The sequence below is a fragment of the Gemmatimonadales bacterium genome (assembly GCA_036500345.1).
Lineage (GTDB): Bacteria > Gemmatimonadota > Gemmatimonadetes > Gemmatimonadales > GWC2-71-9 > Palsa-1233.
Genome location: DASYCE010000007.1, coordinates 1 through 23991, shown reverse-complemented (window position 1 = coordinate 23991; position 23991 = coordinate 1). Strand labels below are relative to the sequence as shown.

Below are 23991 nucleotides of genomic sequence, written 5' to 3'. Positions count from 1 at the left end.
TCCTCGAAAACAGGTAATGATTGAGCGACCGACGTTGGCTTCTACGCTGAGATCGCCGTGAAGTTTCAAGGTGCTACATCTCTGCAAACTGGCCGGACGCTCCTCTGGCTCGGAGCGGCGGCAACGGTCCTCTTTGCCGGCGAGGCAGCACTCCACGCCGGGTGGCCGCTGCTGACACTGCTTGCGCTGACAGCGGCGGGGTTCGCGGTGTTCGGGTGGCGGCTTGCCGATCACACCACCCGCGGAGCCGCCACCGGACTCGCGTTGCTGTCGCTCGCCGCCGCCATCGCGGCGGGGAAGATGGCGCACACGTCGCTGCACGCCAATCTGCTCCAGTCCGAAGCGGTTCGCGCGGCCAGGGCCGAGCGGGACCGCCTCCTCCGCTCGTCACTCGCAGCCGCCTCGCGTACCGCGCAGCTGGCGCTCGACCGCGTTGGCACCGCCAAGCCACAGAACGCCCCGACGCTCGACGACTTGCGTGCCGGGAGCGAAGTCGAAACGGCGATTGATATCACCGCCGGTGATACCATCGTCGCCTCGACCGGGCCCCACCGGATGCAGCCGTTGGTGGGTACCACCCCTGCAGCCCTGATCAGCACGCCGTTCGCCATCCTGCTCGTGGTCCGATCGCATCGCGGCGTCCGCCAGGCTGAAGTCACGCTCCTCCTTGATTCACTTCCCGGACTTCCGATCGCAGGACCGTCGCTCGCGGCGAGCGCCGGCGGCGGCCAGGGGGTGCGATGGACCTGGGCGACTTCGCCCGATCGACTCCTCGAATATCCGTCGCTTGATGCCGCGAGCAATGCCGTGATCACTGCGATGCAGCCGGTTCCGCCACCGGTCCCCGAGTTCGTCGCCGGGGAGGAGCGGGTCGCCCGGCTGATCGTGGGTGCCGGGATCCTGGTCCTCGCCCTGATCGTGCTCCTGACCGGTCCCACGCCTGCGATACGTGCGGGCGCGATTCTGGTTCCATTGTGGGCATTGGCACGAGCTGATCTGACCAGTACGCAAACTGGCCTCAATGCGATTCGAACCGCCCTCGCCGTCGCTGCATTGCTCTTTCTCGCGACGGCGTTGTGGCGGAGGCCCGCCCGCCGAAATGTGATCGGAATGGTCGCGGCGGTGCTCCTCCTCGCCACGGCGCCGCCGCTTACCGTCATCCTCGCGCGACTGGTCACACCGCCGGGGGCGCATTCGCTGATGGTCGAGTTCGGGTGGGAGTTGCTGATCGCCCTCGCGGCCGCCGGGCTGATCGCGGTCGCGGTGGCGCCTCTCCGCGCCCCCGGTGACGACGGCGCCGACCCGGTGTGGGGGTGGTTCGCGACCGCGGCGGTCGTCTTTGTCGGACTGGTCGGGATCGAGGCGTGGACGCCGGTTGGGTGGCAGTCGTGGTACCTCCCGCTCTGGCTCCTCCCGATCGTCTTCTTCCTGCCAGTCACGTCGCCGCGCATCCGGCTCCTCGCGGTGGCAACGACCGCAAGCGTGCTGGCGATCCTCGCATCGTGGTCGGTGTCGCTCGACCACCGGATGGATCTCGCCCGGGCCGACGTCAATCGTCTCAACTCGCCGTTCGATTCGACTTCGGCGATGGCGCTCGACCAGTTCGTGGCAACGGCCCGGGCAGCGCACGCGACGCGACTCGACCGGCTCTACGCCGCGTGGAGTGCCTCGCCGCTGGCGCAGGAAGGTGTGCCGACCTATCTGGCGCTCTGGAGCGCCGAGGGAGACCAGCGTGAAGTCGTGGCGCTCGACTCGCTGAGCGTCGGCTGGAGCGAACTCGCCCCGCTGGTGCGATTCGCAGGGCCCGATCCGAAGCGGATCGGCCTTCCGCTCGGCGCGGGCCATCACGAAGTGCTGATCCTGCCGCTGGCGCCCGACACGGTTGCGACTGTGACCGTCGGCCCGCGATCGCGATTGCTCGCGCCCACCACCTTTGGCCTGCTCGTCGGCTGGCGGCAACCGGAGAGCGATCCGCCGTACACCGTCGAGGTCAACTACGACGCCACGCCGACGCCGGACGGAATCTTCCGGCGCAATCATCGATTCATCTCGGCCGATCGCGTGATCACCTCGGGTGACATGCCGCCGAGAGTGGTTCGCGCCACCGTGACGATCGAGCAGCCGCAGCCATTCCTGGTGCGCGCGATGCTCGGCATCCTGGTCGATATCGGGGTGATTCTCGCCGTCTGGCTCGCGCTGCAGCGGATTCTCGGCCAGCCGCGCACTCTCGTCGGTCCGGTCTTCCAGCGCTCGTATCGCCGCACGATGACCGGCGCGCTGATCGTCTTCTTCATCGTTCCGGCGGCGCTGCTGACGGCGACGAGCGTCCTCCGATTGCGCGTCGACGCGACGCAGCAACGGACCGCGGAGCTTTCGAGCACCGTGCGCGAAGTGGCGGCCGGCGGTGGCCTGGCACAGGCGGAGCTGCGGCGCCCCAGCAACGACACCCTGGCGGTGATCGGTGACAGCGCCAATGCTGCCATCGGCATCTACCAGGAGGGGCGGCTCACCGCTGCGAGCGATCCGCTCCTCGCCGAACTCGGGTATCTCCCGCCGATCATCGATCACGGCACTCGCACGCCGGCGGGGTTGGACGCGATTGCGCTGCCACCGCCCTTTCCCGGCGCGCGCCTTCGCGTGGGGATGATCGGCACCGCGCGTCCGGGTGTGCTCCTGCTCACCGCGATTCCCGGGAGTGATACCGGGCTCGCCCGCGAGCAGATCGACCAGGCGTTGCGACTGCTCCTCGTCGCGCTGAGCGGGATCATCGCCTCGATTCTTGTTGCGGGCGCGATTGCGCGGGCACTCGGACAGCCGATCGAGATGCTCCGGCAGGCCGCCATCGCCATCGGTCGCCGGGAGCTCCCTCCCGGGGTCGGACTGGTGCCGGCGGAGTTCGCTCCGGTCTTCGGCGCGATCACCCAGATGGAGGATGATCTCCGCGCCACCGAAGCGGAGCTGCAGGCGGGGCGCGCGCGAACCGCCGCGATTCTCGCGACGGTGGCGACGGGCGTGATCGGTATCGACGCCGACACGGTCGTGACCCATGCCAATCCCCGCGCCAACGAATTGCTCGGCCGAGAAATCGTGATCGGCGCGCCGATCGCCCCGCAACTGTCGAGCGACTGGCGCGTGTTGAACATCGGGATCGAGCGATTGCTCGGGCTGCGTCATCACACAGCGGAGAATCGCGAGATCCAGTTGGGTGAGGCGCGCTTTGCCGTGACGCTGGCGCCCTTGAGCGACGGCGGACTCGTTCTCGCGATCACCGATATCACCGAGTCGTCGCGCGCAGCGCGGATCGTGGCGTGGGGTGAAATGGCACGGCAGGTCGCGCACGAGATCAAGAATCCGCTGACGCCGATGCGGCTGGGGCTGCAGCACCTGCGGCGAATCCGCGCCGACGGCGGCGGCGACCTGAGTCACGCGGTGCACGAGACGACCGAGCGGCTGCTCGCAGAGGTCGACCGCCTCGACCGGATCGCGAGGTCATTTGCACGCTACGGCGCGCCGCCGGAAGAGACGGCGCCGCTCGAGCCGATCGATCTCGCCGCGGCGGCGACCGAACTCGCGTCGCTCTTCTCGCTCACGGCGGAGCGACCAACGGTCGAAGTGTCCGGGAGTGCGGCCGGGCCGGTACTGTCGCGAAAAGAGGAATTGATCCAGGTCCTCCTTAATCTTCTCGACAACGCCCGACAGGCGGGTGCGTCGGTGGTCAGGATGGTGCTCGCCGGGTATTCGCTCAGGGTGACGGACGACGGGAAGGGGATTTCGGCCGACCAGATCGCCCGGATCTTCGAGCCGGCGTTCTCGACGACGACGAGCGGGACCGGTCTCGGTCTGGCGATTGTTCGGCGGCTGGTCGATGGGTGGGGGGCGACCGTTGCCGTCGAGAGCGAGCCGGGAAGGGGAGCGACCTTTACGATCAGGTTCGCAGCTGGGGGCGGGGGAGAAGAGGCGGGAGGGTGATCCGTCTCAACCCGGAGCCTCACCTTGGCGTACCTGTTCCAAGCCCGTGGGGCCGCTCCGGCCACCTATCGGCGGGCCAACCCGAGTACTGGAGAGCTTTCCCTATGAAGTCCCGTTTCGCACTGGTGGCGATGCTGGCGTTGGCGGCGGCCCCGCTCGCCGCCCAGGGTGGTGGTGGCGGCGGTGGTGGTGGTGGCCGCGGCGGCCGCGGTGGCGGCATGAACGTCGACGCCATGACGACGCTCTACACGCTCACCGACGACCAGAAGGCCAAGACCCAGACGCTCCTCGACGAGTACAACAAGAACGCGCAGCCGTTGATGCAATACACCCGGGCGCAGCGCCAGGCCGGGGCCACCGTTGATCCGGATTCGGCGAAGAAGTCGACGGATCTCCGCAACGATTTCAACGCCAAGTTCAAGGCGCTGCTGACTGCGGATCAGTCGAAGAAGTTCGACTCGGTCCAGACCGCGATGGCTGCACGCCGTGGCGGTGGTGGCGGCGGTGGTCGGTAACTGAACCTCCGGATCGCGGTTCTCGCGATCCTCGTCGCCGGGTGCCGGAACGGTTCCAAGCCGTCGTCGGCACCCGGTGACTCTCTCCCTTCGTCGATCGGTTCTGCGCCGGCCCAGTTCTCCGACCTCGCGCCAGGGGATACCAGCGCCGTGATCTCGATGATGCGCGAAACGATGCGGACCATCGACGGTGACCTGCCGCAGATGGTGCAGCACGACTCGGTCATCACCATTCCCGGCGATTCACTGCCGAGGCATCTTACCGTCTGGGTCCAGAACGATGTGATCCGGAAGCTGATGTCGGTCGACACCAATGCGACCGGCGTCAACAACGGCGAAACCGACATCTGGTTCATGGGCGGCGACGTCGCGGTGGTGCAGCAGGTGGCGGACATCTACGCCATCGACGGTGGGCGGATCGTGCTGTGGACCGATCAGTCGTTCGAGCCGAGGGGCGATATCACCCCGCAGCAGCTGATGGAACGGGAAACGAAGTTGATGAACACGGCGGCGACCTGGGCGGGCGTCTTCGGGATCACGCTGCCGTAACTTCGTCGCGCCCTTCGACTCGCGGTCCCGCGGCTTGCCGCGTCTGATCGGCCAGTCATTGCACTGAAACGATCAGGTCCCGCAACGCAGGCGCACCACTCTCCGGTACCTCGCTCCCGGAGCGTCTCTGCTCGCCCGTATTCATTCCGCCGCCGTGCTCGGCGTCGACGCCCTCGCAGTTGATGTCGAAATCGACATCGTCAGCGGGCTGCCATCGTTCACCACCGTCGGGCTTCCGCTGGGCGCGGTGAAGGAGGGTCGAGAGCGCGTCGCCGCGGCGCTCGGCAACTCCGGCTTCCAGCTCCCGCTCCGGCGGATCACCGTCAATCTCGCGCCCGCCGATCTGCCGAAACGCGGCAGCGCGTTTGACCTTCCGATCGCGATCGGAATCCTCGCCGCGAGCGGTCAGATCCCCGACGACAAGCTCGCGCGCACGCTCCTGCTCGGAGAGCTTGGCCTGGAAGGTGATCTCCGCCCGATTCGCGGGGCACTTCCGATCGCCCTCGCCGCACGCGCGCTTGGCTGTTCCGATCTGGTCCTGCCGGCGTCGAATGTGGCGGAGGCTGCGGTCGTCGACGGAGTCAACGTACGCGGCGCCGCGACACTCGCTGCCGTCTGCGATCATCTGAGCGGTAGTGTGCCGATCGAGCCGGCATCGGCGAATGCCGCCCATGGGAACTCCAGGCTTTCCCGGAACGCGGATGTCGATCTCGCCGACGTCAGAGCGCAGGTTGCCGCGAAGCGCGCGCTCGAGGTTGCGGCAGCTGGATCACACAATCTGCTGATGCTCGGTGCCCCTGGAGCGGGGAAGACGATGCTCGCTCGACGGCTTCCGACGATCCTCCCACCGCTCACGCGCGCGGAGGCGCTCGACGTGACGCGGATCCACAGCGTGGCTGGGCTGCTGCGCACCGGCGACGCATTGATCGACGAACGGCCGTTTCGGGCGCCGCATCATACGGTGAGCTACGCGGGGCTGATCGGGGGTGGTGCGATCCCGCGGCCGGGTGAGGTGTCGCTGGCGCATCACGGCGTACTGTTTCTCGACGAGGTCGCGGAACTGCCGAATCATGTGCTGGAGATGCTGCGGCAACCGATGGAGGACGGTGTCGTCGTGATCTCGCGCGCCTCGATGTCGCTCACCTATCCGGCGCGCTTTCTCCTGATTGCCAGCATGAATCCGTGTCCGTGTGGATACCTCGGCGATTCTTCGAGACAGTGCGCCTGTGCGCCCGCCGCGGTCCAGCGATACCGGGCCAAGGTGTCGGGGCCGCTCCTCGACCGGATCGACATTCATCTCAGCGTGCCACCGGTTGCGTACGACGATCTCGCCGCGCGCACGCCCGCGGAGTCGAGTGCGACAGTACGCGGGCGCGTCGAAGCGGCACGAGACCGGCAGCTCCATCGGTTCCGGAGGTCACCGGGAATCTTCGCCAACGCGCACATGGGGCCGCGCGAGGTCGGGCGACACGTTCGCATTGACGCCGAGACTGAATTGGTGCTCAAGGGTGCGGTCGCCAAGCTCGGGCTTTCGGCGCGGGCGTATCACAGGGTGCTGAAGCTGGCGCGGACGCTGGCGGACCTGGCGGGAGTCGATGCGGTCGGGCCGGCGCACGTCGCGGAGGCGGTGCAGTACCGGGTGCTTGATAGGGGAGGGTGAGAAGGTCACAATGTGTGACCATCGCTTGCATTGCCGGGTCAATCGCGCTTAGCTGGTCGGCATGACAAACAATACCCCGAAGACCGCGCTGCTGGTCATGGATGTGCAACCCGGGATCGTCGACCGGATTGGCGACAAGAGCAGCTACCTCCCGCTGGCGCAGAAGGCCGTCGATCACGCCCACGCCCGCGGCCTCCTCGTCATCCACGTCGTGGTCTCGTTCCGGCCGGGCGCTCCGGAGGCGAGCGACTATTTCAGGCAGCACGCCGCCGGCCTCGTCAACGTGCAGCCGGCCCTCACTCCTGCGGAAGGCGACGTCGTCGTCGTGAAGAAGCGGATCAGCGCGTTTGCCGGGAGCGACCTCGAAGTCCTGCTGCGAGCCAACGATATCCGGCAGCTGGTTCTCTGCGGCATCGCCACCAGCGGCGTCGTGCTCTCGACGTTGCGCGAAGCGGCCGACAAGGACTACGCCATGACGGTGCTCTCTGATCTCTGCGCCGATCCCGATCCTGAAGTCCACCGCGTGCTGCTCGAGAAGGTCTTTGCGCGCCAGGCGAAGGTGATCACGGCGGCCGAGTGGATGGCGACACCTGCAGGACCTTCCTGAGCGTCGAGTCGATCAGGAAGATTCGGGGGCCATTGGCAGAGCCGTCGTCGGTGACGACACGGAGATCTCCGACGACGATCACCTCGACGAGGCGTTGCGTGAACCGCGGCGTTCCGTCGTGCTGATTGATCGTCTGTCCGGCGACGGCGCAGAGTGAGTCGACTCCGTTGAGGCGAATGCGACTGCTGTCACCGGTCGGCAACGTCACCCCGTGAACGGTGTGCGCCGTCGTCCCGGCGACGGCGACCTTGATGGCAGCGATCAGAGCTTCGGTACTTCGCAGGGCGCGCTCCGGGCACCGCATTGACTGACCGTAGGTTCATGTCCGAAAGTCTACTCCAGCGGGCGCCGAGTGCAGGTACATTGTCCTTCCCCATGACCGCCTCCGACGCTCCATCACTCCTCCTCGTCAACCTCGGCACTCCCCAGGCGCCGACGACGGCGTCGGTGCGCGCCTTTCTCGCCGAATTCCTCGGCGACCCCGAAGTGGTCGACCTGCCGCGGTGGATCTGGCTGCCGACGCTGTACGGTATCGTCCTCCGCACCAGACCGAAGCGTGTGGCAGAGCAGTACGCATCGATCTGGTCGCCCGCCGGTTCGCCACTCCGCGTCGGCACCGAGGCGATCACCGCGCGCGCCGCGACACAGGCATCGGACCACTCGGTGCGATGCGCGTACCGCTACGGTGCCCCGTCGATCGACACAATGATCCGGCAGATGGCGAACGAAACGCGCGGGCAGATCGTCGTGGTCCCGCTCTTTCCGCAGCGCACCGACGCAACGACCGGGACGGTCTTTCGGCTCGCACGGAAGGTCGCCGCTCGCGCCGGCGTCGGGCCGCGCATCGTCGAACGTGCCATTCCTGCCGACGATCCCGGCTACATCGCAGCATTGGTGGAACGATGGCGCGAAGCACTCGCGGCCGCGCCGACCGCGCCTGACCATCTCGTCATATCGTATCATGGCCTTCCGGTGCGATACGACAACCGCGAAGGCCACGTCTACACCGGCGATTGCGAGCGGACCACAACCGCTTTTCTCGCGGCGGCTGGCTGGCCGCGTGACCGCACCACGGTCGCCTACCAGTCGAAGTTCGGCTCGGAACCGTGGCTCACGCCGGCGACATCCGACGTGATCGCGGAGCTTCCCGCTCGCGGCGTGAAGCACCTAGCAGTGATCGCGCCGGGATTCGTGACCGAAGGGCTTGAGACTCTTGAGGAGCTCGGGATACGCGCGCGGGAGACATTTGTGGCCGCCGGCGGCGAGTCGTTTACCTATGCGGGAGCGGTCGGCGACCACCCCGCTTTCGTGCAGGGACTCGTCAATCTGGCGCAGCGCTAGGCGTCCACCTTCGGGCCTCCCGACCGGGCACCGTGGCTGCAGGATACCGCCGCGGCATTTGCAATGACACAACCATGACACAGTAAACAGCGGTCGTGGTAAGATGGGGGCCATGGATCGGATCGGCGTGGTGGGAATCTCCTGGCGGCAAGGTCTTCCCGACCTGCTCGCCGAGTTCACTATCCCCAGAGAGACACGCCAGAGCCGCCTGCCGGAGCTCGCCGCGACGATCGGTGTCACGGAGCTCGTCTACCTCGCCACCTGCAATCGAGTCGAGATCATCTTCGCCACCGACGGGACGCTCCCGATCGGGGCGGTGCGGCGGCGCGTCTTTGCTGCCCTCGCCGGGCGCGAGGCCCGCGCGGGCGAGCCGGAACACGCGCTCCGCGGCTGGCAGGGGGAGGGTGCCGCCGAGCACATCTTCCTCCTCTCGGCCGGGCTCGATTCCGCGCAGGTCGGCGAACTCGAAATCGCCGGTCAGGTGCGCGAGGCGGTCGATGAATCGCGCGCTCTGGGGTTGTTCTCGCCGCGGCTCGATCGCGTCTTCGAGGCGGCGCTCAAGGTTGCGAGGCGGGTGCGCCCGGTGACCGACCAGCGGACCGGTCGAGTCTCGCTCGCCGACGTCGGATTGCGGCACGTGATCGACCGCATCACGCGTACTCCTGGCGGTGTCGCGGTGATCGGCATTTCGGCGATGACCGAGCGCTGCGCGCACGGTCTCCACGCCGACGGCGTGCCCGTGGTCGTGGTCAATCGGACGATTGAACGGGCGCAGGCGCTTGGCGTCTCGTGCGATGCGCCGGTGATGTCGCTCGATGAGTTCCGCGCGCAGCCGCCGGCAGTCGAAGCATTGATCGTCTGCACCGGATCCCGACTGCCGCTCTTCAATCGCGGTGATCTCGAACGGATCGCCGCGCGGTCGCCCTCCGGGGAGTCGCCGCTGGTCGTCGACTTCGCAGTTCCGCCGAACATCACCCCCGAAGATGCCGAGGCGGCCGACGTGCCGAGAATCGGGATGCGCGAGATCAACGCGGATGCGGCGGCGCATCGCGAACGGCTCCTCGTCGAAGTGGCCGACGCTCGCGCGATCGTCGACGAAGCGCTGATCGAACTGCGCCGCCAGCTCGCCGAGCGACTGGTTGGGCCGCTGATCGCGCAGCTGCGATTGCGGTACCGGCACACGGCGCTCGAAGGGATCGATCGCCTCTTTGAACGCGAGCTCGCAGGCCTGGGCGAGCCGGAGCGTGACGCCATCCGGCGCTGGGCGGAGACACTCGCCCGCCGGTTTGCGCACGTGCCCTCGGTGGGGCTTCGCGATCTCGCGTTCGAAGTCGGCCCGGGCGCCGTCGAAGCGTTCTTTGCGACTGCCGACCCTGAGCTCGCGCTGGCATTGCGTTCGGCGACCGACGCCTCGAATGCCGAATCGTTTGCGGGATTGGACGAGGGATGAAGCTCACGATCGGGACGCGCGGATCGGCACTTGCGCGCGCGCAGGCGAATGACGTCGCGCGCCGCCTCACCGCGGCCGGGCATCGCGTTGACGTTGCCGTGATCAGCACGCTGGGTGATCGCGCGGCGACCGAACCGTTCGCCGACGTCGGTGCATTCGGCATCTTCGTGCGGGAGATCGAAGCGGCACTGATCGCCGGCGACATCGACATCGCAGTGCATTCGTACAAGGACATCCCGTCGACGAGCCCGCAGAGCCTGGTCATTGCATCGGTACCGGAACGCCTCGATCCTGCGGATCTCCTGCTCATTTGCCGCGACGCGACCGACGACAGCGCGGCGCACTTTCCGCTGCGCAACGGTGTGCGGGTGGGAACTTCCGCGGCACGGCGGACGGCGTGGCTGCGCGCCGCACGTCCCGACCTGGTGACACTGCCGTTGCGCGGCAATGTGCCGACGCGCGTCGCGTCGCTCTGCGACGGGAAATACGATGCCATCGTCCTCGCGGCAGCGGGCATCGCTCGACTGGAGCGGCTCACCGACGGCGACCGCTTGGAGTTGCCGCCCACGATCACGGTGGTGCGGCTCGATCCGACCCGATTCGTTCCGGCGCCATCGCAGGGTGCGATCGCGCTGCAGGTGCGCGCCGATCGGAGCGCCGTGATCGCGGCGGCCGGCGGGATCAACGATGTCACGACTGCGCGTGCGCTTCGTGCGGAGCGCGAAGCACTCCGCCTCGCCGAGGGCGGATGCACCCTCCCGTTCGGGGCATGGTGCAGCGGCGTCGACGGACAGCTCCGCCTCACCGTCGCCCTCGGCCTGGAGGACGGGACCATTGCGCGCGGAGCGAAGACCGGCACCAATCCCGACGCACTTGCTCGTGCGGCGTGGGCCGAGCTGCGAGCCACGGCAGGCATCGACGCCGTCGAATCACCATCGGGCCCGGCTCCAGTCGCGGCATCGGCGTCGGGCCTGTCATGATGCGCCATTCGCTGCAGGGTCATCGCATCCTGGTGACGCGTGCGGTTGACGACTCGGCGCGCTGGGCGTCGCGCTTCGCCGAAGCGGGCGCTGAGACCGTGATTCTCCCGTGCCTCTCCTTCGAGTCGATCGCTGACGACTCAACTCGCGCAACGCTCGTCGACGCTGTGCAGCACACCGACTGGTTGCTGCTGACATCCCCGCGCGGCGCGGAAGCGACGGCGCAGCTGCTGGGATCGGAGCGGCTTCCGAGCACAGTGCGCGTTGGGGTCGTCGGCCCAGCCACTGGGCGTGTGGCGGCGGCGCGTCTCGGTCGCGTTGACCTCGTGGCGATGCAGCAGTCCGCGGCAGGTCTGGCGCAGGAACTCGTCGCGCTCCACCGCGCGGGGGCTCGTGGGCCGCGTGGCGTGATCGCGACCAGCGCCATCGCGACCGACGCTGCACCGGCGATCCTTCGCTCGGCCGGTTGGGAGGCGCGTGATGTCGTGGTCTATCGCACCATTCCGGCGGCGCCGACGGCCCCGCGCCGCGATCTGGCGGCCGATCGGATCGACGTCATCGTCCTCGCGTCGCCGTCAGCGGTGACCGGCCTGCTGCGGGTCGCGAACGTGCCGACCAGTGCGCGCATCGTTACGATCGGTCCGACGACGTCGCAAGCGGCGGTGGCGGCAGGACTCACCGTTGCGCGTGAAGCGAACGAGCCGACATTCGAGGGGATTCTGGAGGCAATCGGATGAGCATCGATTCCGGCGGCGTGGGGCGGATTCGGCCGCGGCGCCTGCGGCGGACAGCGGCGCTTCGTGACCTCGTCGCCGACACCTGGGTACGGCCACAGCAGTTGACCATGCCGCACTTCGTGCTGCCGGTCGAGCGCGGCGACGAACCGATTCCTTCGATGCCCGGGCTGTCGCGCCTCGGCACGGACGACCTCGTCCGCGCCGTTGCCGGCGATCGCGCGCTCGGCATCGCCACCGTGCTCCTCTTCGGCTCGCCGCCCGAAGGGAGCAAGGATGCCACCGGTTCATGCAGCTGTAATCCCGACGGTGCGGTGCCCCGGGCCATTCGCGCGCTGCGCGGTGCGCTGGGATCCGATCTCGTGATCATCACCGACGTCTGTCTCTGTGCCTATACCGATCACGGTCATTGCGGTGTGCTCGCCAACGGAGAAGTCGACAACGATCGATCGTTGCAGTCGATCAGCGAGATGGCGGTCGCGCATGCCGCTGCTGGTGCAGACATCGTCGCGCCCTCGGATATGATGGACGGACGAGTCGGTGCCATTCGCGATGCCCTCGACATCGCGGGTCACATCGATACAGGAATTCTCTCCTACGCGGTCAAGTATGCGTCAGCGTACTACGGGCCGTTCCGCGACGCCGCCGATTCGGCGCCGCAGCACGGCGATCGTCGCGCCTATCAGATGGATCCGCGCCGTCGCGACGAGGCGATTCGTGAAGTGCAGCTCGACGAAGCAGAAGGTGCCGACATGGTGATGGTGAAGCCGGCGCTCGCCTATCTGGATGTGGTGCGTCAGGTGCGCGACGCCACGACCCTTCCGCTCGCCGCCTACAACGTGTCGGGCGAATACTCCGCGGTGAAGGCCGCGGCGATGCAGGGATGGCTCGACGAGCCGGCGGTCGTTCGCGAGAACCTGCAGGCGATGGTCCGCGCCGGCGCCGACATGGTGATCACGTATCACGCACGCGACGCCCTGCGTGGCGACTGGTTGTGAGCGCCGGCCGGGAATCCGAGGAGTGGATGGCGCGTGCCGAGCACGTGATGCCCGGCGGCGTGAGCTCGCCGGTGCGGGCGTTCCGTGCCGTAGGCGGGACGCCGCCGGTGATCCGGAGCGGGGCGGGCGCCGAGGTTGTCGACGTCGACGGCAATCGGTACGTCGATTTCGTCGGATCGTGGGGACCACTCATCCTGGGCCACGCACATCCGGACGTCGTCGCGGCGATCACCGACGCCGCGTCCCGCGGCACGACCTTCGGCGCCCCCGGTGAACGCGAAATCGAACTCGCCGAGCGGATCGTCGCCGCGTATCCCGGGATTGAGCAGGTACGCTTTGTCTCGTCCGGCACTGAAGCGGTGATGAGCGCAATTCGTCTCGCGCGCGGGGCGACGCATCGGGACAAGATCGTGAAATTCGCCGGCTGCTATCACGGGCATGCCGATCATCTACTCGTTGCTGCGGGCTCCGGGCTGGTGACCTTTGGCCGTCCGTCGTCGGCGGGGGTGCCGGCGGCCTTTGCGGCGGAGACGATCGTCCTCCCGCTCGACGACGAAACGCAACTCACCGAAGTGCTCCGTCGCGACGGCGACAAGATCGCCGCGGTGATCATCGAGCCGGTCCCTGCGAACAACGGCCTGCTGCTGCAGCGCCCCGAATTTCTCGCGACCCTTCGGCGCGAAACCGGGCGCGCCGGGATCGTGCTGATCTTCGATGAAGTGATCTCGGGATTCCGCGTGGCCCGGGGCGGGGCTGCGGAGTATTACGGGATCGTCCCCGATCTCGTCACGTTCGGAAAGATCATCGGCGGCGGGCTGCCGGTGGGCGCTTTTGCCGGCCCGCGACGGCTGATGCAGCACCTCGCTCCCGATGGTGCGGTCTATCAGGCTGGCACTCTCTCCGGCAACGCACTGGCAATGAGCGCCGGTCTTGCCACGCTCAAAGTGCTCGAACACGGCGACGCGTGGCCGCGGCTCGAACAACTCGGTGCGACGCTCGCCTCGCTACTGGAGCCGGTGATCTCCGATTGGGAATCGCCGGCGACGCTGGTGCACCTTGGTTCGCTGTTCTGGCTCTCGCTGCAGGCGGGCGATCCGCCACGGAGCGCGGCCGCAATCGATCCGGCCGCCGCGACGCGCTATCGCGCGCTCTTTCATTCGCTGCTCGATCAGGGGATCGCGATGGCCCCGTCGGCGTTCGAAGTCGGCTTCCTTTCGCTGGCCCACGAACGGCGGCACCTCGAACGGCTTCGCGACGCACTCATCGTCGCTGCGCGCGCGGTCCCCACCGAGGCGCTCGCCTCGTGAACGGCTGGCGGCTGACGCGCTCGTTGCAGGTCGGATTCCTCGTCCTCCTCGGCATCTGCACTGCGCAGTTGGCGTACTGGCTTGCCGACGAAGTGTCGTACACCGCCGTGGTGCAAACCGACCTGCGCGAAGCACACCACGCCGACGCCGAGGCGGCTCAGCTGATGCTCCGCGCCGGCGCAAACTGGGGAACGATCGCTGCCACCTATCCCGACCTGACCCTTGGCCCCGACTCCATGGTTTCGATCAGGCCGGAAACGCTGGCCGCGCTCGACGCGCAGCGCTTTCACCGACTGAACCGGTATGCCTGGGAAGGAGGATTCTTCCTGGCGGTCCTCCTCGCCGCGATGGCGGTGGTCTATCGCGCCTTGCGCAACGAGGCAAGGCTGCGAGCGCGGCAGGAACATTTCCTCGACGCAGTGTCCCACGAACTGAAGAGTCCGCTCGCGTCGCTCAAGCTTTCGGCCGAAACGCTGGCGCTCCGCGATCCGCCACCGGAGCGGCGCGCCGAGCTCATTCGCCGGATGCTGGCGGACCTGAATCGACTCGAACGGATGGACGCCAACGTCCTCGAGGTGACGCGTCTCGACGCCGGGGATGCCGTCGAGCATCGCGGACCGGTCGCGCTGGCGGCGGCGGTGAGCTCCGTGGTGGATGAGCTGAGCGAGGTCGCGAATGACGCCGCGGTGACTGTTACCACAAACGTACCGGTAGCGCTCGTGGCGCTTGCGGACGAGGACCGGGTGCAGACCGTGCTCCGGAATTTGCTCCACAACGCGATTCGCGCGGCAACGCCGGGCGGAGATGTCGAGATCCACGGCACCGTGTCGAAGGGACAGGTCGAGCTTCAGGTGCGTGACAACGGGATCGGATTTCCATCCGCCGCGGCGCCGCGGCTCTTCACGAAGTTCTATCGAGTCGAAGGGAGCGAGCCGGCGCGGATGGGTGGTACCGGCCTTGGTCTCTATCTGGTGCGGCGGTGCGTCGATCTCGATCATGGTGCCGTGACGGCGAGCAGTGCCGGGACCGGCCATGGCGCGATTTTTACCGTGATCTGGCCACTGGCGGTGGGATCGACAGCGTCGGCCGCCGCAGCGAAGGCGTTCGCATGACCGCGGCGCGAATTCTTCTGGTCGAGGACGAGGTGAACCTCGCGCGCGGCATCCGCGAAAATCTCGAAGCGGAGGGATATCTCGTCGACGTGGCAATCGACGGCGAGACTGCGCTCAATCGGATCCGGAAGGAAGAGTTCGGGCTGGTGATTCTCGACGTGATGTTGCCGAGAATGGACGGCTACACCGTCTGCCAGACGGCGCGCCGCGAGGGGCGCGATACCCCGATTCTGTTCCTCACTGCGAAGGGGAGCGGGCCCGACCGGATTCGCGGGCTCGAAGCAGGCGGCGACGATTATCTGCCGAAGCCGTTTCAGCTCCGCGAACTGCTCCTGCGAGTCGCCGCCATCATTCGCCGCCGCACGCGTTATGACGCGATGACTGCACTCGAACCGGTCGTGCGCTTTGGCGACAACGAATTCGATTTCCGATCGTTCCGCGGGCGTTCGTGGGATGGCGCCGACCAGATCCTGACGCAGAAGGAAGCGATGATCCTGAAGCTCCTCGCCGCGCGGCAGGGCGAGGTTGTGTGGCGCGACGAGATCCTGGAGAAGGTCTGGGGCGACGATGTCCTCCCATCGTCGCGGACGATCGACAACTTCGTCCTCCGGCTCCGCAAGCGGTTCGAGCCCGACCCCGAGCATCCAGTGTACTTCCACACGATCCGGGGAATCGGGTACCGCTTCACCAGCGAGGCGGAGGCCGAAGGGTGAGCAAGCTCCTCCTCGAGACACTGCACGGGAAGGCGACGCCGCGTCGTCCGCTCTGGATCATGCGGCAGGCGGGGCGCTATCTCCCCGAATATCGCGCGCTGCGGGAACGGCATTCGTTCGAGGAACTGTCGCGCAACGCGGAACTTGCGGCTGCGGTGACGCTGCAGCCGCTGGCGCGCTTTCCCCTCGATGCGGCGATCATCTTCGCCGACCTCATGAGCCCGATCCCGGCCACAGGCCTCGATGTCCGCTTTGCGCCGGGCCCCGTGATCGATCGACCAATTCGCACGGCGTGCGACGTCGATGCGATTCGGATCCCGTCCGGCGGCGAAATCGCTCCCGAGGTCGCCGCCGCGCTCAAGACCGTGCGCTCGGCGCTCGCCGACGACACTGCGTTGCTCGGATTTGCAGGATCGCCGTGGTCGCTTGCGGCGTACCTGGTGCAGGGGAAGAGCGCTCCGGGATTTCCGGCGCTGCGCGCGATGCTGGCTCGCGATCCCGGACTGGTGCGGGCGCTCCTCGATCGCCTTTCGACGCTCGTGGTCGAGTACATCACCGCGCAAGTCGCGGCCGGTGCCGATGCGATACAGATCTTCGATACCTGGGCCGGTGTCCTCTCGCTCGCAGACTGGCGGTGTGCCGTCAAGCCGCATCTCGAACGGATCCTGCGCGAGACCGCTCCGCTCGGCATCCCGCGCATTCTCTTCGTGCAGGACGCGTCACACCTGGTGCGCGAGTGCGCGGCCCTCCCCGCCGAGGCGATCGCGGTGGACTGGCGGGAAGATCTTGCCGCGCTCCGGTCGGACCTGGGGCCGCGCTTCGTGATGCAGGGGAATCTCGATCCGGCCATTCTCCTCGCCGGCGCGGACGCGACGCGTGACGCCGCCTCGTCGCTCCTCGCGCGCGTCCCGGCTCACGGCCACATCGTCAACCTCGGCCACGGCATCCTGCCGGAAACGCCGATCGAAAGCGTGCACGCATTGGTCGACGTGGTGCACGGAGAGGGGCAGCAATGGGTGACTTGAACCGCGCCGCTGAAGGCGTACGGCCAGTCGAACGGAGCGTCACCGCCGATCTTCTCGCGCGGTATGATCGTCCCGGCCCGAGGTACACGAGCTACCCGACTGCCGTCGAATTCCACGACGGCATCACCGCGGCCGAGTACGCCGATCGCCTGGCGCGCGCCAACGCGCTCGGCGACGCACCGCTCTCGCTCTACGTGCACCTGCCGTTCTGCGAGGAACGCTGCCTCTTCTGTGGCTGCCACGTCATCGTGACGAAGCAGCGAGAAGCCACCAAGCCGTATCTCCAATTGCTGAAGCGCGAAATCGACCTCGTCGCGGCCCATCTGCCGGACCGTCGCTCCTTCGCACAGCTCCACCTCGGCGGTGGCACGCCGACGTACTACTCACCCGATGAGATGTCCGGGTTCCTGCGGCATCTCCTCACGCAATTCCATCCGCTCCCCGGGGCGGAGCTGGCGCTCGAGGTCGATCCTCGCGTCACGACGGCGGCCCACATCGACGCGCTCGCCGATCTCGGCTTCAATCGCGTGTCGCTCGGCGTCCAGGACCTCACGCCGGTGGTGCAGGAGGCGATCAATCGCATTCAGTCGCTGGAGCAGACGGCGGCGATCATCGACCACGCGCGACGCCGCGGTTTCCGCGGGATCAACGTCGACCTGATCTATGGACTGCCGCTGCAGACGCCGGAGAGTTTCGAGCGCACCGTCGACGCCATCATCGATCTCGGCGTCGACCGGGCGGCGGTGTATTCGTTCGCATTCGTGCCGTGGGTACGTGGTCACCAGAAGAAGATCGAAACGGATCAGCTCCCTGCGCCCGACGTGAAATTGTCGCTCTTCGCGATTGCCCGGGAAAAGTTCCTCGCCGCGGGGTACGAGGCGATCGGGATGGACCACTTCGCGCGCCCCGACGACGACCTCGCCCGCGCCAGGCGTGAGGGAAAGCTCCGTCGCAACTTCCAGGGCTACGCGGTGATCCCCGGCGACGATGTGATCGGATTCGGGATTTCCGCGATCGGCGATGTGCGTGGGGCGTACGTCCAGAACGAAAAGAAGCTGTCGGTCTACGGTGATCGCGTGACAGCCGGCGAGTTGCCGATTGCGCGCGGCGTGGGCCGGAGCGACGACGACGAGATTCGCCGCGACGTGATCCATGAACTGATGTGCAACTTCAGGATCGACTGCGCCGAAGTCGAGCGGCGGCACGGAATCGACTTCGCGCGCTACTTCGCGGAGGATCTTGCGCTCCTGGCCGAGCACGAACGCGAGGGAATGGTGCGAATCACCCCTGCGATGATCGAGGCAACGCCGATCGGCGAACTCTTCGTCCGGAATCTCGCGATGTGCTTCGACCGGTATCAGCGCACCGCGCACGCCGCCGAGAGTGCGCCGCTCTTTTCCCGTACCGTCTAGCGTGAAGCGGCTCGCGATCATCGGCGGCGGCATCTCGGGACTCGCGGCCGCGTGGGCGGCACGCGCGGCACCGCAACCGTCCGACGGTCTCGAGATCATCGTGCTGGAGCAGGGCAGCGCACCAGGTGGCGTGGCGCAGTCGATCGGGCGCGACGGCTGGCTGGTCGAAAGTGGTCCGAACGGATTCCTGAGCGGATCGCCGGCGATCGAGCGGCTGATCGACGCGGTGGGGCTGCGCGACACGTTGCTCGCGGCCTCTGCCGTCGCAGCACGGCGCTACATCTACTGGCACGGACGGATGCGGCGGGTCACACCGAGTCCAATCGGGCTGGTACGGTCAGGATTGCTCAGTCCCGCTGGCGCGGCACGGCTGCTCGCGGAAGTCGGAGTCCCCCGGCGCGAGAATCCGGACGACGAATCAATCGAACAGTTTGTGGCGCGACGATTTGGGCGGGAGGCCGCGGAGCGGCTGGCCCGACCGATGACGCTCGGTGTCTTTGCCGGCGACACCCGCGCCCTGTCGGTTGCTGCAGCGTTTCCGTCGCTTGCCGAGCTCGAGCGCAGTCACAGGAGCGTGATTCGCGGATTCTTCGCGCGACAGGGGACGCCGCGCGGAGCGCTGACGTCGTTCGCCGGCGGGATCGGCGCGCTGGCACAGGCGCTGGCGGCGCGCGGTGCGTTCACGGTCCGGTGCGGCGCGCGGGTTACCAGGGTGACATCGGCAGGCGTCAGGTGGCGGATCGACCTGGACGGTGGCAATGCGGTTGACGCTGATGCATTGGCGATCGCCGCCGGTCCACGCCCGGCGTCTGATTTGTTTCGATCGATCAATACAATCGTCGCCGACAACCTCGCCGCGATCGCGACACCGCCGGTGAGCGTCGTGGCGCTGGGCTACGACCCGCGGGCCGCATCAAGGGTGCCGGCCGGCTTCGGGGTTCTCATGGCACGTGACGCTGGATTCCGGATGCTGGGCAACCTCTGGGAGAGTCAGATCTTCCCGGATCGGGCGCCGGCCGGTCACGTCCTGATTCGCGCGCTCTATGGAGGTAGTGTCGATCCGGAAGCGGCACTGCTGGGGCGGGGCGAGCTTGCGGCGCTTGCCCGAAGCGAGATCAGCAGATTGTACGGCATCGTCGAAGAACCAGTCTTCGAGGAGCTGGTACAATGGTCGGACGCGATTCCGCAGTATGCAGTCGGTCACGGCGAGCGGGTCGATCGGATCGAGGGAGCGATGGCTTCCATTCCGGGATGCGCCCTGGCCGGGACGGCGCTCAATGGGGTGTCGTTCCCTGCAGCGGCCGCGGCGGGGATCGCGGCTGGTGAACGGGCCGCCGCGTGGCTGGTGAGGCAAACCGGGACCGCCGTACCGTTCCAGTGAACCGCGAGCGCGGCGGACCGTATCTTTCTCGCCCACGCCCGAAGGCCAACCGCAGGAGGAGGACCATCATGTCACGGTCGCTGTCGAGTCTCGCGCTCGTTCCGCTGCTCCTCCCCGCAACGGGACTCGCCCAGCGACCACCGAAAGTCGGGCCGGCGCATGGCACGGTGATCGTGGTCGGTGGCGGCGCCATGGGCCCCGAGGTCTACCAGGCGTTCATCGCGGCCGCTGGCGGCCCTGATGCCCTGATCGTCGACGTTCCCACCGCCGATGGCGGTGCCACATATGCGCAGGACTATTCCGGAGCGCGCGCGTGGCGCACCGCGGGCGCGCACAACGTCGTCGTGCTTCACACCACCGATCGCAAGATCGCCGACTCCGACTCGTTCCCCGCGATTCTGGCGAAGGCGGGAGGCGTCTGGTTCGACGGCGGACGGCAGTTTCATCTGGTCGATGCCTACGCCGGAACGAAGACCGAACAGGCCTTCCATGACCTCCTCGCACGCGGCGGAGTTGCCGGCGGTTCGTCCGCCGGTGCCACGATTCTCGGCGACTTCCTGGTGCGCGGTGCACCGTCGAACGACAACATGATCATGGACGATCCGCGCTACGAGAAGGGATTTGCCTTCCTCCGCGGTGTGGCGATCGACCAGCACGTTGTCGCCCGCTCGCGTCTCGCCGATCTCGCCGACTCGATCATGCCCAGGCATCCCGAGCTCGTCGGCATGTCGGAGGATGAGGGAACGGCGTGGGTCGTGCGCGGCGACACGGCGCAGATCATCGGACGAAACAAGGCGTTCGTATACGGTGGTATCGCGACTGACGCAGGGAAGCCCTTCCTTACCCTGCATCCGGGCGATCGCTACAATCTTGGCTCGCGCACCGTAATCCGCCGGGCGATCGACGGATCGCCGCTGAAGGAATCGTTCGTTGATGGGCTCTTCGCCAAATACGTCGATGGCAAACTGGGCGGAGCCACGGTGCTGGTGGCGCGCGGTGGCGAGGTACTGGTCAACAAGTCGTACGGCGTGCCCGATCAGCCGAAGTACCTCCCCACCACCACCGAACCGCTCTTTCCGATCGGCGAAATCGGCACTGCGTTCAGCGCACTTTGCGCACAATTTCCCTCGGTTCCCGCGGGGCGAGGGAACGGCGCCGGCAGCGCGGCGGCGGATTCGACCGGTCAGGCGCGGGGAGGCCGCGGCGGGCGGCCGGTGTCGCCGCTGGAGAATTGCGTGACCCGCAGAATTTCGACGCCGATCGGGATGCACCGCACGGCCGCCGGTGCCGGCGACAGCATCCGCTCCGATGTCGACGAACTCTATCGCTTGTCACTCGGGCTCGAGCATCCGACCACCTTCTCTCGCGACTCGACGCACCCGCTCGACTACACCGCGGGGTGGGTGGCCTCGAAATGCGGCGAGACGACATGCTACGGCGCGTACGGCACGGCGTCGGGAAAGCGCGCGGCGTTCGTCCGGGTCCCCGATCGGCAGGTGAGCGTGATCGTTCTCACCAACGACGATGCGGTCGACGCGAAAGCGATCGCCGGCCGCATCATCGAACGGTTGTTGTCGAACTAGCAGCCACCGGCGCTGGGCTCGCCGGTTAGTATTGATCCGGATCCCAACACAACGAGTCTCTCGATGACGCCGATTCGCTGGTCTGGCGCCGCTATCGCGGCTCTCTTCGTTCCGTTCGTCGCCGCGGCCCAGGGGCGCAACGCCGATTGGCCGGTCTACGGCGGCAACAACGACAATTCGCACTACACGACACTCGACCAGATCACGCCGGCCAATCTGTCGCAGCTGCAGGTGGCGTGGACCTACGACACCAAGGATGCCTTCAAGGGATCGGAGATGGAGGCGAATCCGATCGTGGTCGACGGGGTCCTCTACTCCGAATCGCCGATCGAGCGGATCTTCGCACTCGACGCGGCGACCGGGAAGGAGCTCTGGACCTTCGATCCCGGGAACGGCCAGCGCGCCCACGTCCGGCATCGCGGCGTCGTGGTGACCGGCGATCGCGTCCTCTTCACCTACCGCAACCGGCTGTACGCCCTCGATCGGCTGACCGGAAAACCGATCCCATCGTTCGGCACTGAGGGTGTCGTCGACCTGCGCGAGGGGCTCGGACGTCCGGCGCAACAGCAGGGCGTGAGCGCCAGCACGCCGGGTGTGGTGTACAAGGACATGCTGATTCTCGGCAGCGCTGTCGCCGAGGCGTTGCCGAGTTCGCCGGGCGACATCCGGGCATACGACATCCACAGCGGTGCGCTGCGGTGGACCTTCCACACGATTCCTCATCCCGGTGAAGCGGGTTACGAAACGTGGCCACCCGAGGCGTGGACCTATTCGGGGGGAGCCAACGCCTGGGCCGGCGTCTCGGTCGACCAGCAACGCGGGATCGTCTTTGCCGCCACCGGCTCGGCGGCGATGGATTGGTACGGCGCCAACCGCACCGGCGACGACCTCTACGCCAACACGGTGCTGGCACTCGACGCCAACACCGGAAAGCGAATCTGGCATTATCAGGTGGTGCATCACGATCTCTGGGATTTTGATCTCCCCACGCCGCCCACACTGGTCACGGTGACCCGCGACGGCAAGCGCGTCGACGCCGTGGCGCAGATCACCAAGACCGGGTATGTGTACGTCTTCGATCGCGTCTCCGGAGCGCCGCTCTTTCCGATCGGCGCGCGCGCGGTACCGACCGCCGGAATGGAGGGGGAGCATCCGTCGCCGGTGCAGCCCTATCCGATGAAGCCGCCGGCGTTTACGCGTCAGCAACTCACGGCGTCGATGCTGACAACGCGGACGCCGGAAGCACACGCGGCAGCGCTCAAGGATTTTCAGACGATGAAGAGCGGCTTCTACCAGCCGGCCTCACCGGAAGGGAACATCCTCTTTCCGGGGACCGATGGTGGCGGCGAGTGGGGCGGTCCGGCGTACGATCCGGGCACCGATCTGCTCTTCGTCAACGCGAACGAGATGCCGTGGACCGTGCACCTGGTGCCGCGCAGCGATCACTCGCTCTACGCCAACGTCTGCGCGACCTGTCACGGCGAGAACCTGCGCGGCACGCCGGCGGCGCCGTCGCTCGTCGACATCGGACAGCGGCTCAATCGCGATCAGTTGCGGACGATCATCTCGCAAGGAACCGGCCGGATGCCGGCCTTCGGCGCGACCCTTGGCAACGGCACCATCAACGCGCTGGTGAATTTTCTCCTGACCGGCAAGGACTTCGCCGATTCCCTCTCGACGCTGCCGACCTATGTGAAGTACCGCACCACCGGCGTGAATCTCTGGCTCGACCCCGATGGCTACCCGCCGATCACGCCGCCGTGGGGGACGCTCAATGCGATCGATCTCGACAAGGGGACGATTCGCTGGTCGATTCCGTTCGGCGAGTATCCCAAACTTGCGGCGCAGGGAGTCACCAACACCGGCACCGACAACTATGGCGGCGCGATCGTCACGGCAAACGGACTCCTCATTATCGGCGCCACGACCTACGACCGGAAGTTCCACATCTACGACAAGCGGACCGGCAAGCTCCTCTGGGAGACGCTCCTTCCGGCGAGCGGCAGCGCCACGCCGTCGATCTACATGGTGAACGGCAAGGAATACATCGTGATTGCGTGCGGCGGGGGAAAGAACGGGGCGGAGTCAGGCGGGAGCTACGTGGCGTTCGCGCTCAAGTGAGCGGTCTCGCCTTCGGGGGTCGCCGGGCGCATCGGTTCCCCTGTCCTTCCCATTTCCCCGCCGTCGTCTCCCTGCTGATCCATTCACCAGATGGATAAAGGAGAGAGACGATGCAGCAGTTCGTGCCGTTTTCCGACATCAGCACCCATTCGATCGGCGTGATGGCTGTCACTCAGATCAACGCCTGATCGCCGGCGCCGCGATTGGGACGGTAGTGCGCCGGGTTTGTCCGAGCTCGAACGAGGGCGCGAAACCGCCGGTGGCCCGCCGACGTTAGTTTGCAGTCGCAATACACCTCTCTCGAGGATGTCATGTCAATTCGGGTATCCGCCTGGCGGCGCTGGTTGCCGCTGCTGCTGGTTGCGATCGCCACACCCCTCGTCTTCGGGGCGTTCAAACGTGCGCGCAAGGAACCGAACGGCGCCACGGTCCTCGGCCAAGTGTTGCAGATCGTCACGCAACGAGCGCTCGATTCGCTCCCCGATGACTCCGTATATATCCGGGCCGCGCGCGGCCTGGTCAATTCGATCGACG

General features: G+C 67.2%; 20 protein-coding genes. 19 read left to right on the top strand and 1 reads right to left on the bottom strand.

Annotated elements, in window-relative coordinates:
- Positions 1 to 57 precede the first annotated feature (57 nt).
- The 5 genes from VGM20_02690 (at position 58) to VGM20_02670 (ending at position 7300) form a co-directional block, all read left to right on the top strand.
- Positions 58 to 3969, top strand: coding sequence for an ATP-binding protein (locus VGM20_02690; GenBank protein ID HEY4099766.1), 3912 nt, complete (start codon positions 58 to 60; stop codon positions 3967 to 3969).
- A 104-nt stretch (positions 3970 to 4073) separates the two neighbouring features.
- A complete protein-coding gene (locus VGM20_02685; GenBank protein ID HEY4099765.1) occupies positions 4074 to 4484 on the top strand; it encodes a hypothetical protein in 411 nt (136 codons plus the stop codon).
- A gap of 150 nt (positions 4485 to 4634) precedes the next feature.
- Positions 4635 to 5033 (top strand): hypothetical protein, encoded by a 399-nt coding sequence (locus VGM20_02680; GenBank protein HEY4099764.1) that lies wholly within the window; start codon positions 4635 to 4637, stop codon positions 5031 to 5033.
- A 127-nt stretch (positions 5034 to 5160) separates the two neighbouring features.
- Complete coding sequence (locus VGM20_02675) at positions 5161 to 6693, top strand: YifB family Mg chelatase-like AAA ATPase (GenBank protein HEY4099763.1); 1533 nt, start codon at positions 5161 to 5163, stop codon at positions 6691 to 6693.
- 61 nt (positions 6694 to 6754) lie between these two features.
- Complete coding sequence (locus VGM20_02670; GenBank protein ID HEY4099762.1) at positions 6755 to 7300, top strand: isochorismatase family cysteine hydrolase; 546 nt, start codon at positions 6755 to 6757, stop codon at positions 7298 to 7300.
- On the opposite strand, the gene VGM20_02665 is transcribed toward VGM20_02670, so the two are convergent.
- Complete coding sequence (locus VGM20_02665; protein HEY4099761.1) at positions 7257 to 7604, bottom strand: hypothetical protein; 348 nt, start codon at positions 7602 to 7604, stop codon at positions 7257 to 7259. The two genes, VGM20_02670 and VGM20_02665, sit on opposite strands and share 44 nt — an antisense overlap.
- A 71-nt stretch (positions 7605 to 7675) precedes the next feature.
- Between VGM20_02665 and hemH the strand changes: the two genes are divergently transcribed.
- The 14 genes from hemH to VGM20_02595 form a co-directional block, all read left to right on the top strand.
- Positions 7676 to 8641, top strand: coding sequence for a ferrochelatase (hemH, locus tag VGM20_02660; protein ID HEY4099760.1), 966 nt, complete (start codon positions 7676 to 7678; stop codon positions 8639 to 8641).
- A 112-nt stretch (positions 8642 to 8753) separates the two neighbouring features.
- Positions 8754 to 10091: a hypothetical protein gene (locus tag VGM20_02655; protein HEY4099759.1), complete on the top strand. Its 1338-nt coding sequence runs from the start codon at positions 8754 to 8756 to the stop codon at positions 10089 to 10091.
- Positions 10088 to 11071, top strand: a complete 984-nt coding sequence (gene hemC / locus VGM20_02650) for a hydroxymethylbilane synthase (GenBank protein HEY4099758.1) — start codon at positions 10088 to 10090, stop codon at positions 11069 to 11071. The genes VGM20_02655 and hemC overlap by 4 nt, the downstream gene beginning before the upstream one ends.
- A complete protein-coding gene (locus VGM20_02645; GenBank protein ID HEY4099757.1) occupies positions 11068 to 11808 on the top strand; it encodes a uroporphyrinogen-III synthase in 741 nt (246 codons plus the stop codon). Before hemC ends, VGM20_02645 begins: the two co-directional genes overlap by 4 nt.
- Positions 11805 to 12803: a porphobilinogen synthase gene (gene hemB / locus VGM20_02640; GenBank protein ID HEY4099756.1), complete on the top strand. Its 999-nt coding sequence runs from the start codon at positions 11805 to 11807 to the stop codon at positions 12801 to 12803. Before VGM20_02645 ends, hemB begins: the two co-directional genes overlap by 4 nt.
- The gene (locus tag VGM20_02635; GenBank protein ID HEY4099755.1) at positions 12689 to 14110 is read left to right on the top strand and encodes a glutamate-1-semialdehyde 2,1-aminomutase; all 1422 of its coding nucleotides are present in this window, start codon (positions 12689 to 12691) and stop codon (positions 14108 to 14110) included. The genes hemB and VGM20_02635 overlap by 115 nt, the downstream gene beginning before the upstream one ends.
- On the top strand, positions 14107 to 15222 hold the full coding sequence (locus VGM20_02630) for a HAMP domain-containing sensor histidine kinase (protein ID HEY4099754.1): 1116 nt from the start codon (positions 14107 to 14109) through the stop codon (positions 15220 to 15222). Before VGM20_02635 ends, VGM20_02630 begins: the two co-directional genes overlap by 4 nt.
- Complete coding sequence (locus VGM20_02625; GenBank protein HEY4099753.1) at positions 15219 to 15935, top strand: response regulator transcription factor; 717 nt, start codon at positions 15219 to 15221, stop codon at positions 15933 to 15935. The genes VGM20_02630 and VGM20_02625 overlap by 4 nt, the downstream gene beginning before the upstream one ends.
- Positions 15932 to 16960 (top strand): uroporphyrinogen decarboxylase, encoded by a 1029-nt coding sequence (gene hemE, locus VGM20_02620; GenBank protein ID HEY4099752.1) that lies wholly within the window; start codon positions 15932 to 15934, stop codon positions 16958 to 16960. Before VGM20_02625 ends, hemE begins: the two co-directional genes overlap by 4 nt.
- Entirely contained in the window at positions 16948 to 18372 is a 1425-nt protein-coding gene (gene hemN, locus VGM20_02615) for an oxygen-independent coproporphyrinogen III oxidase (protein HEY4099751.1), read from the top strand. Before hemE ends, hemN begins: the two co-directional genes overlap by 13 nt.
- Position 18373: 1 nt before the next feature.
- The gene (gene hemG, locus VGM20_02610; protein ID HEY4099750.1) at positions 18374 to 19753 is read left to right on the top strand and encodes a protoporphyrinogen oxidase; all 1380 of its coding nucleotides are present in this window, start codon (positions 18374 to 18376) and stop codon (positions 19751 to 19753) included.
- A gap of 68 nt (positions 19754 to 19821) precedes the next feature.
- A complete protein-coding gene (locus VGM20_02605) occupies positions 19822 to 21336 on the top strand; it encodes a Type 1 glutamine amidotransferase-like domain-containing protein (GenBank protein ID HEY4099749.1) in 1515 nt (504 codons plus the stop codon).
- A gap of 63 nt (positions 21337 to 21399) precedes the next feature.
- Positions 21400 to 23457, top strand: coding sequence for a pyrroloquinoline quinone-dependent dehydrogenase (locus VGM20_02600; protein HEY4099748.1), 2058 nt, complete (start codon positions 21400 to 21402; stop codon positions 23455 to 23457).
- Positions 23458 to 23768: 311 nt separating this feature from the next.
- The coding region (locus tag VGM20_02595) for a hypothetical protein (GenBank protein HEY4099747.1) at positions 23769 to 23991 on the top strand (223 nt) is incomplete at its 3' end.